The sequence below is a fragment of the Enterococcus durans NBRC 100479 = LMG 10746 genome (genome assembly GCF_001544215.1).
Classification (GTDB): Bacteria; Bacillota; Bacilli; order Lactobacillales; family Enterococcaceae; genus Enterococcus_B; species Enterococcus_B durans.
This window is the reverse complement of the sequence record NZ_BCQB01000069.1, coordinates 1-11,726: the sequence shown is the minus strand read 5'-3', so window position 1 is coordinate 11,726 and position 11,726 is coordinate 1. Positions and strand designations below refer to the sequence as shown.

The window sequence follows — 11,726 nt, the reverse complement described above, 5'->3', positions numbered from 1 at the left end:
TGATCTAACAGACTTTGCATTTGCGATATTTGGCTATCTTTATTTTCTAGTTGCTTATCTTTAACAAATAACTGTTGTTCTAGTATTTTAACTACAGATAAATCACCAGTTGTGGGGTTACTAGTATCGGTTACCTTGTCGTTACCAGTTGCATTACTAGTGGTAAAGTGTTGTTTTAACAACATATATCCAGTATAGGTTACTACTAAAGTTTTCACTCCGTTACTAGTAACGGTTTCCACATGGTTTGCTCTAAATTCTTCGGTTAATCTTTTCCTGACCGCTTGTTTCGATACGTTAAATTCGTCTGCAAGCTCTTTTATCGTTTTTAAATTCTCACTCATGGCTTGCACCTTTACCTCGAACCTTTGCACGTTCTGGTTGTTCAAGGTCTTGTAATTTTACAGTTGGTAAATACTGTTCAATTGCTTTTTTGAGGTACTTGGCTATATTGCGTTTTGAATAGGCTTCTTGTTTAGCTCTCACATAAGAGAGGTGGTCTTTGACCCCATTCAACCCTCGTAAGGCTTTCAGCTCGTCATAGAGAGGGTACACGTGCGCCTGCAATCCTGCCATAAGTGACGTATCGGTCATTTCATAAGGACTTAATAGCATATTATCCAACAAAAGTTTCGTGTATTTACTTTTTAATGCTTTCCCTGCTAAAAGTTCTTCTGCTTGTTCTTTATTTGCTTTATCCTGCAAATAAATAGGGTCTTGTTCTTCCAGCTTGTAGAAGTCATTTCGTGCGACTGGTTTCTTCGTGATATGAAAGACAATAGAATCAATCGAACGCCCTTTTTTGACTTTCTCATAGGACACCTTAAAAGTCGTATTATCGTTGATTTCTTTTAAGGGAATATCTAATATTTTTTTAGTAAAATTGGTAAATCGCTGATATTCATTGACGGTATCAGTCATTATTCTTAGTTCTTTAACCGATATTGAGGGATTGCGGTAGCTTTCTACTTGTTCGGCTCTCCGTCCCCCTTTAGCGCTGTAATGTTCATACTGATTGTAATTCATGGATAACCAACGATACAAGATAATGCTGTACTTGCTATTCAATTCAGAAATTTCTGACAAAGCGTGTTGTGTAAAATTCTTTTTAAGATTGATTAAGTAAGGCATAATTTCACGATGAAATTCAATTTTTACTTCATCATGATAATCTGTCCATTCCACGTAAGGTATAGGAACAATGCTTTTAAATTTAAACCCCTTGCCTGCTTCTTCCTTAATTTCAAAATAGGCTTCTTTTTGCATAGCTCGTACTGCTTGTTTAAAGCGACTATGCTTGTCATTGTCGGATACCTTAAAAAAAGCAAAAAGGTCAGCCTTTGAAAGATAGACGGTATTGTCTTTGGGTGGTTCTTCGGTATTGATACAAGATACCGCCAACTCAAACATTTTTAAGGGCGTTTTATCCATTTTAGCGATTGATGTTATCAAGCTGTTATGCTCGACGACTTTACGTTTTGAGAGTTCGTTCAAGGTTAGCACCTGCTTTTGATTTTTTGCTTTTTCTGTTATACTAGACATATAAAATACGCTCCTTTGCGTGTTTGAAATAGGCATAGAGAAAGTCATTTTGCCGTGAATTTTCTCTATGCTTTTATTATATCATTTTATAGCTACTTTCTCAATGTTTTAGTAGCTATATACACAGTTTTTAGTAGCTATATACACAGTTTTTAGTAGCTATATACACAGTTTTTAGTAGCTATAAAAATCTAGAAAGCCTTATTCTGACTGACTTTTTCTCCACGCAAAAGAAATAAAAGATTAAAATATATAAGATAAATGTAATATAGGCTTCGCCTTTTTTTATTTTTTTCAAAAATGTAAAAATAAAGGTCAAAGTCATCAAAAAAGGAGTGAGCGAAAACCACGCTCACATTTTACTTGCAGCGTTCACTTCGTTCACTCGCTAAAAGAAAAGATCAAAACCACTTTTAGGAATTTATTGGATTCCCTCTAATTGCTCATATAAGCTGTTTTAACTGTTTGATTAGCTAAATACTCATATCATGCAATCAAGCGTCTTACAGACGGTCAGGGCAAGCCCTAACAACCCAAAAGCAGATTCAAAAGTAGACTTAGAACAAAAACCCCCTTAAAACTAAAAATAGAGCTTTGTGGAGCATGTTACTTTTTTATTTACAGGATTCCTTTTGAATAAACTAGCGCACCCAAAAAGAAGTAAGCACCCTAAAATTAGGTTAAAATCAATTTAAACACTAATTTCAAGCTGATACAGGCTTTTTAAAAGTAAAGAGCATAAATTACACCTAAAGCTCATAAAACGCCTTAGAACGCATTTTATGAGCTTTAAAAATGATTTGCTTTTTATTCGCACGTTTATTTTTGATTAAACAAGCGAAGTCTGTTTAATTAAAAGTAAATGTTTAGTTGAGCAAAGCGAAACCAGAAGGGAGCAAACAACATGACATTAGATTACAGAAAAACATTTGAAATTGAGATAATCAATGAATTTCAATCAGCGATTCACTCAAAAATGTTGAACTATGTTTTAAATAATGAACTCGATAAAAGCGATTCTACAAACCTACAAACAAATTTGCTAAACCAATTATCAGACATGAATCAAATTAATTTATTTAAATTATCTCTTGAAGAACTAGAAGCCTATCATGACTATTTACGATCAATAAAAAAATACGCCGACAGTATCACACGAACAACGTGAGTTTTAACCAACACGCCTGACGATAAAACGAAATGTAAATTAAGGTTTATCGCACATTAACCACAAATGAAACTTGGTGGGTGTAAGTGCGCCCTTAAAAATAAGGGGTGCGTTTCGACAAAGGTAATCTGACAAATATTCCCTTAGCGATTTTTACTAAGGGCGCACTTATACGCACCAAATAAATTTTGTGCGTTCCGTTGCTAAAATCAAACGTAAAACGTGTTTGATTTTCGTCAGGCGTGTTGGATAAAATTCGCTACGCTCATGTAAATAAAAACGTTATAAAGTATTATAGCGAGCTTAGTAAGTGTATATCCACTTACGGTAAAAAGTAATCATCTTCCACTCGGTCACACCTAAAATTTACATTTTAGTTTGTTCCTCGTTTCAGACGATTCTTTTTATTTTTGGGGCACTGCCCCAATCCCCATATTATATTTTTTGTTGTTACCAAAGGCAACTTCTTATATAGGTTTTTAGGGTTTAGTATGACATCAATTTATTTGATGTGTAAGTGCGCCTTTGGGATTTTCTTTGGGTTTTTTTCATTGCCATTTTTAAAGCAATGCGCACTTACACATCACTCTAAAAACGAGTGATGTAATGGCTAAAAAACGTGTATCAGAAGTTGCTTATCGCAACAACAAAATTTCATGATAGTAGCGTCTCTTAAATAAGTGAGTCTTTGTTTCAATTTGTGATACATTTTTCTGATCCATCAAGAACTTCCTCAAAGATAAAATGCCTCAGCGCTCATTCCTCAATCGCCCTTTGTCATTGATTTTGTAATAAGCATTGCGCCCTATTCGGTTACAATCCTCACAACAAAATAGCAAATATAAACCCATAAATACTGCAAGCTATCACATTGTAATACAAAACACTTCGTTCTTGTATTACAATGTGGCTTGAAAAGGGGGAAGTTTCACTTTCCCCTTTTATCCCCTTTGGATTGTGTCGATTTGCTTTACGCAAACGCCACCTACCCATTTTATAAAAATAAAATGGGCAAAAGATCTTTCTTTTTGTCATACAAAAAGAAGAAAAAAAGAGACGATTTTCTTCTTCCGAAATCGTCCCTCTTTTTTCTAAAACCATGGATGAACAAACAAAATACGAGAGATTTTTTGTTCGTTCATCCACTAAAAAGAACTCCCTAACGGTCGTGGCTACTTTGTTTAGTCTAAACGCTTTAAATAGTCCTATAAGCTCATAGTTTGCCTTTTAAGCGATTTTAAACGTGAGTTAGTAATAATTATCATGGATAAAAGAAAAAGCTCTCAAACAGCCTTATTTCATCATCTGCTTGAAAGCTCGTTGTTGGGTACTAATACTGATTCCTGTTTTTCGTTCAATCATCTTGTAAGTTAAGCCTTGCTGTTTTAACTCATACGCCAGTTGCAACTGCTCCTTTGTATATTTCTTTGGGCGTCCTTCTCGAAAATTGGGGTCGTGAGCTTTCGCAAAACGCTTTCCCTCTTGGGTGCGTTCAAGTATTAATTCTCGTTCAAACTGGGCAAAGGCAGAAAAAATCGTAAAAATCAATTGTCCTGTCGCGGTATTATCAATCAAACCAATATTTAGAATGTGAATACTCACGTCTTTCTCAAACAAGCTCTGAATGATTTCAAGGGCTTCTTTGGTGTTCCGTGCGAAACGGTCAAGCTTGGTTACAATCAACGTGTCGCCTACTTCTAAGCGTGCCAGTAAGTCTTGAAATTCAGGACGCTCTTTCGTTGTCCCTGTGAACTTCTCTTGAACAATCGTTTCTGCGCCTGCGTCTTTTAAATGCTTGATTTGATTTTCTAATTTTTGGTCGAGGGTACTAACTCGTGCATAGCCGTATTTCATAGTTGTTCACCAGATTTACTTATCTTTTTAGCTATAACTATTTGTTTTTCTCGCTCTGCAATTACATGTTCTAAACTATTAGGATAGATTAGGTTTATTACTTTAATCGCATAATCTGATGAAACAATCGCATGTCCTCGCATATGTCCAACAGCAATAGCTTGAGCGAATACTCTAGCTGAATACTTACTTATTTCTGTTTCAGATTCTTTTGCTAATTCATTTGCTAAAAATCCTGCTTGTCTTAACAGGTAAGCATTGCACGTGTCATTTATTCTATTTTCTAAAACATTTTCTGCTTGCGTAATTCTATCATCGTTCTGTAAATTGTTATCAAAATATTGTTTGAATTTTTGAGCATTTTCAATTGCCCACTTAGCTAATTGTTTTTGCGGTAAATTATTCAAAATAGTCTCTAATTCAATGCGAAGAGATAAATCGTCAATTATCTTTATTTTATAAGGGGTTGGGATTTTTACTGGTTGCTTTTTTTCATGGTCATTCCAAGCAAAATCATTCTTGTTACAGTTTATTTCATCTTTCATTTAATTTCTCCTTTAATTATGACGTCCAGTTATGACCTGTCACTAGCCTTGATTTTATCATATCGCCTTTTGCTGGTCAAAACTGTTAAGTTATGAGCTAACCGTTAATTTCAAAACTGCTTTTTTACAAAGATTAAGGCAAACAATTTCCAAAAGACGTGATGATTGTAGCTGTAGGTTATTATTTGCGTTACAATTTGATCTATCGTGAAGTACAAGATATGCTTTTTATGACCGAGGAATTAATGTATGCCATACAACGATTTATCGTTGGGTATAAGAATACAGCAAAGTGCTCTATCATCTATGGAAGAAGAAAAATAGACAGTCCTTCTATTCGTGGAAAATGGATGAAACTTATATCAAAATCAAAGGTCGTTGGCATTATCTCTATCGTGCAATTGATGCGGATGGATTGACTTTAGACATCTGGTTACGAAAGAAACGAGATATCTAAGGTTAAATATTTAGACACAAAATGAGCATACCCATAATTTTGTAAAAACTAATCTATAATAAATTCCAGTTACTACTCAAATTTGATGTCTATTTACTTTCAAAGTTTGACCACCCATACGGAGAACCTCCAGTCCCTGGATTAACTAGCATTCTCTTCCGAGACTCTTCAAGAAAATAAAGAACAGGAGAAGAGTGCACCAGATACTGCAAACTAGAAATTAGTTCACTAATTTGAGCATCAAAATCTCGCCCTCTTTCAATATCTCTTTTTGCTATTACAAAAAGTTTTTTTTCTTCTTTTGAGATAGTATTATTGATTATTATGTTATCAATAATATTTAATAACTCTTTTTGGTTATCTTTTAAATTTGGGTAAAAGTATTTCGTCATTCTTTATTAACCTTATTTGTTATGTCGAGTTTTTTTTGTGTCATTCTACATTGACACAAAACCTATATTTCGACTATCACTGCCTTTTTATTTTTCTAACTTAATTTTACAATTCGCGATTCGCGTCTTTAAAAAAACGGTAGATAATAATCTTTTTCTTTGCTTTGTAAACGGTTTTATGTTATTACTATAGTATAGATTAATTATTAGAATTAGTCTAATTAAGAACAAGGAGGACTTTCTAATGACATTCGATTATAAAGATCATGGCAAAGAAAAATTTATCGTTAACATTGAGGATTATACCAAAGAAAACGAGAATTACCGTACAACAATTTGGACTGGTGAAAAACTTCAGGTTACATTAATGGCTATTGAACCCGGTGACGATATTGGTTTAGAAGTACACATGGGTATCGATCAATTCCTCCGTATCGAAGAAGGTAAAGGTTTATGCCAAATGGGAGATGCCGAAGATAATCTTACATTTGAACAAGAAGTTTCAGATGATGATGTAATTTTAGTACCTGCTGATACTTGGCATAATGTAACCAATATTGGTGACAAACCTCTGAAAATTTACTCAATTTATGCAGGTCCTGATCATGTCCCTGGTACAGTACATAAAACGCATGAGGAAGCTAAAAATGATCCTAATGAAGACTAATTTTAGTTATATGATTTGTCAAATTAAGGGCACCTCTAATAACTACCAATTAATTCACCTCTAAATGAAATTAGAAAAAAACACAGAAAACTAAGCATAGTCTACTGTGTTTTTCTTTATGTTACAGACGCCACTTGACTGTTTATTCTTATTTTAGACAGATTACCGCCATGTTTTGAGATTTAAACGTTTAACTTGTTCGTACCTCAATAAGTTATAAGTCAGATTTGTAAGGTCAGTATTTAAAACAGCTCGATCGAATCCAATAGAACGTAAACTAGAACGGTTCTGTTGCAAAGTTTTCTGATAAGTCTATTTTAGTGTAAAATGAATAAAAATGACAGCGAGGATATATCAATGAACTATTTTAAAGGTAAACAATTTCAAAAAGATGTGATTATTGTCGCTGTTGGTTATTATCTACGTTACAATCTAAGCTATCGTGAAATTCAAGAACTCCTTTATGATCGTGGGATTAACGTTTGTCACACAACTATTTATCGTTGGGTACAAGAATACAGTAAAGTCCTCTATCATCTCTGGAAAAAGAAAAATAGACAGTCCTTCTATTCGTGGAAAATGGATGAAACTTATATCAAAATCAAAGGTCGTTGGCATTATCTCTATCGTGCAATTGATGCGGATGGATTGACTTTAGACATCTGGCTACGCAAGAAACGGGATACTCAAGCTGCTTATGCGTTCTTGAAACGACTACATAAACAGTTTGGTCAACCAAGAGTAATTGTCACGGATAAAGCGCCCTCTATTGGTTCTGCATTTAGAAAGTTACAGAGTAACGGTTTATATACTAAGACAGAGCATCGAACTGTGAAGTATCTCAATAACCTCATTGAGCAAGACCATCGACCAATCAAACGACGCAATAAATTTTATCGAAGTCTACGAACTGCCTCAACCACGATTAAGGGCATGGAAACAATTCGAGGAATATACAAAAAGAACCGAAGAAATGGAACGCTCTTCGGATTTTCGGTATCTACTGAGATTAAGGTCTTAATGGGAATATTAGCTTAAGAACAAGAAGGATTATAAACCTTGTATTTGATTTTTAAACTTTGCAACAGAACCAGTGGTACTAACCAGCCCCAGTAAAACATTGCTGGAACTGGAACCCAAACCGCTGCGTCATTCACATCAATACCCCCGCATTAAGTTTTATTTCAGCTTCCATCATAAAGGACTCCCCGCGGGACTGCAATCAAGAGTCATTACTTCAACTGTTTTTGTTCATTATAGAAATTACGGTAAGCTAAATAGCACGCAATGATTGACCCCAAACTAGTCGCTGATAAGAGCATGAACGTGACCATAATTTGATACCTAATGGCCCGTACTGGATCGACCCCTGCAAAGATCAAACCGGACATCATCCCTGGCAGACTGACTAGACCCACAGTCTTTGCCGAATCAATGGTTGGTGACATCCCCGTACGAATCGCCTCACGCACGATGGCAATCGAAGCATCAAGTAGACCAGCCCCTAACGCCAACCGTTCAAGCACACCTTGCCGCTGGTCATGAAACTGACTATTGAGGCTGCGATAAGCCAGCCCAATTGCGACCATTGAATTCGACGCAATCATACCAGAAATGGGAATCATTTGCGATGGCACAAACTTAATCGCACCAGATAGCACGAGGACGCCGAGTGTTACCCCCGTACTAACAAAAATGGCTAATAACGAAATGGCTAATGCATGGTCAATCCCCGGCCCCCGTTTTTTCGCATTCCAAGCCGCATTGAAGATAATGAAGCCTATCATCGCCAGCGTTAGCCACAAATTGTTGACTCGGAAAATATACTTTAGCAAGTAACCCACGATAAATAGTTGTACAACAGCCCGCACGACACCAATGACGATGTCCCTATCCAAGCCAAGTTTCTGCCACAAACTAATTCCTAACGCGACGAGCACTAACATTGCCGCCAAAAATAGCGACGTATTATTAACTGCTAAATTCATGCGTGTACCTCCAATCTGCCAGCAACCACTTTCGCTAATTGATCTGCCGCAGCAATCTCTGTCGCGTCATGAGTAATCATGATCGTTGTCACGTGATCCTGCTCATTTAACTGTCGTAACCAGGCGTGCACGATTTGCTTATTATTTTCATCCAAACCAGCTGTCACCTCATCTAATAACAACACTTTTGGTAAGAATAAGATGTTGCGAATCAGCGCGACCCGCTGCCGTTCACCACCGGAAAGCTCGATAATCGGCTGATGCAGGGTTCGTTCGGACAGCCCAACATTATTTAACGCCGTTACCACTCGTTGCGTATCCATGACTTGCTTACGAATTTGGTACGGGAAAGCTAAGTTATCTGCCACCGTCTCACCAAATAACGTCGGTTGTTGGAAACAATATGAGACTTGCCGCCGATACATGATTGGGTCATAACTTTCAATCGGCTGCCCATCAAAAATCAAGGTCCCACTTGTTTTAGAAATCATGGCCGCAATGATCCGTAATAACGTACTTTTCCCACCACCGGATGGTCCCGTCAATGTAATATGAGCCCCAGCTGGAATCTGCCAATCAACATCATGTAAAATATGTTGATCAGCGATTTGATAATTAACTTTTTCTAAACTAATCAATGAATTCATATGCCCACCCCCGATCGCACAATGATCGGCGCCGACAACAGCCGGATGAAAAAGTGCTCAGAAGTCAATAAATTGGACTTATCTGTTTGATGTATTAATACACGAACCTGTGTAGCCATTGGCAAAGCCATATGAATCATACCTGAGTCAAAGTGTTCCGTATAACTACGGAGGAGTTCTAATTGAACTTTTAATTTATCATTATTTTCCTTGATCGATCGTTTTTGTCTAGACATACGTTTTCTCCTATCTAGGGAGTATTATATCATTTTATAAAAAAAACAACCCCCGTTATCTAACTATTAGATAATGGGGGCTGTTTTAATAGTCTTTCCTAGGGGTCATTATCTAATTATAGACCCTTTTAATTGAGTTGAATTTAAAATGCGCTGTATTTAAAACGAATAAAAAAGACGATAGCAAATATAATAATAACCAAAGCCACACTAAGCAAAATAGACCACATCTTTTGTCTGGTTGTACGTGTCTTCCACTGACTATTCGATAACATCATGTATCGTCTAGAGAAATAAAGAACACAAAATAAATTAAAGAATGCTCCTACTGCTAAAGCTATTGAAATAATTTCAGGTAATTCTCCAAAAATAGGACTGACTGCAATTATAAAAAGAAAAACCAAATTAGTTATAGAACTCGTCACCAAATAAATTTTACTTTCTCTTAACTCTGCGTTCTTCTTAATGTTTTCAACCATGTCTGATCCCTCCAATAATAACTGATTTAAGGAAATATCAAATAATTGAGAGATACGGATGACATTATCTATATCAGGAGTTGTTTTATTCGTCTCCCAATTTGAAATGGTTTTACTACTAACCAATAGTTGGTGAGCCAATTCCTCTTGAGTGAACCCTTTTTCTTTTCTTTTGGTCTGTAGTATTTCTCCAAAATTCATATGATTTTCCATACCCCCAATATAATCATTTAGATCTCTTATTTCTATCCAAGCCTTTTCTAATTACCCTAAAATGCCTAGAAAATCTTTTCTAATATCAAAAAAATAAAAATTTTATTGATTACAAAGTGCAAAAATCAAACAAACATCTTTTGTAAAAAACCTTTTTTCTGTTCTTTCAACAAATCCAACTTGCGTTGATGAAGAGCGATAGTGTCGTCGAGTTGTTTGAAAAATTGGCCAATTTTTTTTTGTTCTTTTGAATCAGGAATCCTCAGAAATAAATCTTTTACAATCGTGCCTGATAGATTACCTTGCCCACCTTGCAAGTATTTGTCTATTATTTTTTGTTTTTGTAATTTCAACCATTGCATAATAAATTGTGACTCATAACCTTCAATTGGTTTAATTGCTAAAATTGCTTGATTGATCGCTCCATTTATTTGAGAAATACCAACTTCTCCGCTAGTTGCTCCGTATAGAGCATATAAAATATCGCCAACTTCAACTAACTTAGCTGAAGAATTGTTAAACCCTTCTTCCGTCAAAAATAACTCTGTCTTAGAACTATTTATTTCTCCAGAACGAATGAAAGGAATGTCCCCTTTATAATAGCTAGAATTTCCTGCTGAAGGAGTACCTCCAGAATACGAAGTTGTAATTTCTCCCAACTTACGCTCTTCCCAATCACCAGAAAAACCATTAAAACGTAGTTCAGGAATTTTTGAGCCATTTTTAGGGAACATTTTTTGTAAGTACCCTTTTTTCTGCTCTTTCAACAAATCTAACTTACGCTGATGAAGAGCGATAGTCTTATCTAAAAGACTAAATAATGAACCGATTTTTTCTTGTTCGACAAAAGTTGGTAACAGAATATTTAATTTCATCATGACATCTGCATTAAGTTTTGCACGTCCACCACCAACTAAGAATGGCTCTATGTTGAAATTCTTAATAGCATTCATCAAGAACTTATTATCTGTAATTGTCTTTTTACCCTGAAGAACATGTGCATGATTATTAACCCAAACCTTGCCATTAACGTATTGTACGGGATAATTTTTTAGATCATTTGCTCCATCTTCTGCTACTAAAATGAATTCACCATTATGCGTAAATCCTTCAACATAATCTTGAATACCATTAGCTCCGTAATATGGGGTATCTCCAGGTTTTCGATCGGATGCTGTTATAGGTACACGTAAGTTATCAAATCTATCGGCAATGTCTGATAACTTACGATCTTCCCATTCATCCGTGAATCCTTTAAATCGCAATTCTGGAACTTTCTTTTTAACTGAATCATCTATTTTCGCCATAGTCCCCACCATTTTCTTGGTTTTTCTTGTTCTTCTATCCTTTTTTGATCTTTGATTTGTTCCTGCAAATTTTCCAACTTCTCTTTAAGAGCGTTCACTTCATCTTTATATTGATTGTCTAAGTGTTTGAATTCTGTTTCCTGTGAGGGCATTTTGAGAACTTTTAATCTGTCGTTTTCTGCTTTGTATTCTTCTAACAACTTTTTATCCTGTAAGGCTAATCGTTGTTGC

General features: G+C 35.6%; 12 protein-coding genes and 4 pseudogenes. 4 read left to right on the top strand and 12 right to left on the bottom strand.

The genetic code is table 11. From position 1 onward, the window contains the following. Together ED2_RS13235 and ED2_RS13230 are read right to left on the bottom strand one after the other, a co-directional pair. A pseudogene (locus ED2_RS13235) lies at window positions 1-344 on the bottom strand (DNA-binding protein); the annotation flags it as partial. Beyond that, window positions 337-1,542 carry a RepB family plasmid replication initiator protein gene (locus ED2_RS13230; protein ID WP_060789881.1) on the bottom strand — a complete coding sequence of 402 codons (1,206 nt, stop codon included), beginning with the start codon at window positions 1,540-1,542 and terminating at the stop codon, window positions 337-339. The gene ED2_RS13230 and the pseudogene ED2_RS13235, both read right to left, overlap by 8 nt. Window positions 1,543-2,446: 904 nt before the next feature. Here ED2_RS13230 and ED2_RS13225 point away from each other — a divergent pair. Further along, window positions 2,447-2,710: an antitoxin gene (locus tag ED2_RS13225; RefSeq protein ID WP_010824155.1), complete on the top strand. Its 264-nt coding sequence runs from the start codon at window positions 2,447-2,449 to the stop codon at window positions 2,708-2,710. Window positions 2,711-4,003: 1,293 nt separating this feature from the next. Here the strand turns inward: ED2_RS13225 and ED2_RS13215 are convergent. Next, the gene (locus ED2_RS13215; RefSeq protein WP_060789879.1) at window positions 4,004-4,564 is read right to left on the bottom strand and encodes a recombinase family protein; all 561 of its coding nucleotides are present in this window, start codon (window positions 4,562-4,564) and stop codon (window positions 4,004-4,006) included. Next, window positions 4,561-5,109: a putative immunity protein gene (locus ED2_RS13210; RefSeq protein ID WP_060789878.1), complete on the bottom strand. Its 549-nt coding sequence runs from the start codon at window positions 5,107-5,109 to the stop codon at window positions 4,561-4,563. Before ED2_RS13210 ends, ED2_RS13215 begins: the two co-directional genes overlap by 4 nt. A gap of 161 nt (window positions 5,110-5,270) precedes the next feature. Here ED2_RS13210 and ED2_RS15185 point away from each other — a divergent pair. Further along, a pseudogene (locus ED2_RS15185) lies at window positions 5,271-5,560 on the top strand (IS6 family transposase); the annotation flags it as partial. 95 nt (window positions 5,561-5,655) lie between these two features. On the opposite strand, the gene ED2_RS13205 reads toward ED2_RS15185, so the two are convergent. Continuing rightward, on the bottom strand, window positions 5,656-5,958 hold the full coding sequence (locus tag ED2_RS13205; RefSeq protein ID WP_015081754.1) for a bacteriocin immunity family protein: 303 nt from the start codon (window positions 5,956-5,958) through the stop codon (window positions 5,656-5,658). Window positions 5,959-6,202: 244 nt separating this feature from the next. On the opposite strand from ED2_RS13205, the gene ED2_RS13200 reads away from it, so the two are divergent. Then, a complete protein-coding gene (locus ED2_RS13200; RefSeq protein WP_003108064.1) occupies window positions 6,203-6,625 on the top strand; it encodes a cupin domain-containing protein in 423 nt (140 codons plus the stop codon). Between the two features lie 162 nt (window positions 6,626-6,787). Here the strand turns inward: ED2_RS13200 and ED2_RS15495 are convergent. After that, window positions 6,788-6,907: pseudogene (locus ED2_RS15495) on the bottom strand (IS5/IS1182 family transposase); the annotation flags it as partial. Between the two features lie 75 nt (window positions 6,908-6,982). Between ED2_RS15495 and ED2_RS13195 the strand changes: the two are divergent. Continuing rightward, window positions 6,983-7,663, top strand: coding sequence for an IS6-like element ISS1S family transposase (locus ED2_RS13195; protein ID WP_010890648.1), 681 nt, complete (start codon window positions 6,983-6,985; stop codon window positions 7,661-7,663). On the opposite strand, the gene ED2_RS16155 is transcribed toward ED2_RS13195, so the two are convergent. The 6 genes and pseudogenes from ED2_RS16155 to ED2_RS13165 all read right to left on the bottom strand — a co-directional run. Further along, a complete protein-coding gene (locus tag ED2_RS16155) occupies window positions 7,660-7,782 on the bottom strand; it encodes a hypothetical protein (protein WP_255209482.1) in 123 nt (40 codons plus the stop codon). The two genes, ED2_RS13195 and ED2_RS16155, sit on opposite strands and share 4 nt — an antisense overlap. Window positions 7,783-7,857: 75 nt before the next feature. After that, window positions 7,858-8,613 (bottom strand): ABC transporter permease, encoded by a 756-nt coding sequence (locus tag ED2_RS13190; protein ID WP_010276774.1) that lies wholly within the window; start codon window positions 8,611-8,613, stop codon window positions 7,858-7,860. Continuing rightward, entirely contained in the window at window positions 8,610-9,260 is a 651-nt protein-coding gene (locus ED2_RS13185) for an ABC transporter ATP-binding protein (protein WP_010383508.1), read from the bottom strand. The genes ED2_RS13190 and ED2_RS13185 overlap by 4 nt, the downstream gene beginning before the upstream one ends. A gap of 379 nt (window positions 9,261-9,639) precedes the next feature. After that, entirely contained in the window at window positions 9,640-10,176 is a 537-nt protein-coding gene (locus ED2_RS13175; protein WP_010824152.1) for a helix-turn-helix domain-containing protein, read from the bottom strand. A gap of 137 nt (window positions 10,177-10,313) precedes the next feature. Continuing rightward, window positions 10,314-11,495, bottom strand: coding sequence for a restriction endonuclease subunit S (locus tag ED2_RS13170; RefSeq protein WP_060789877.1), 1,182 nt, complete (start codon window positions 11,493-11,495; stop codon window positions 10,314-10,316). Next, window positions 11,483-11,726, bottom strand: a pseudogene (locus ED2_RS13165) (hypothetical protein); the annotation flags it as partial. The pseudogene ED2_RS13165 and the gene ED2_RS13170, both read right to left, overlap by 13 nt.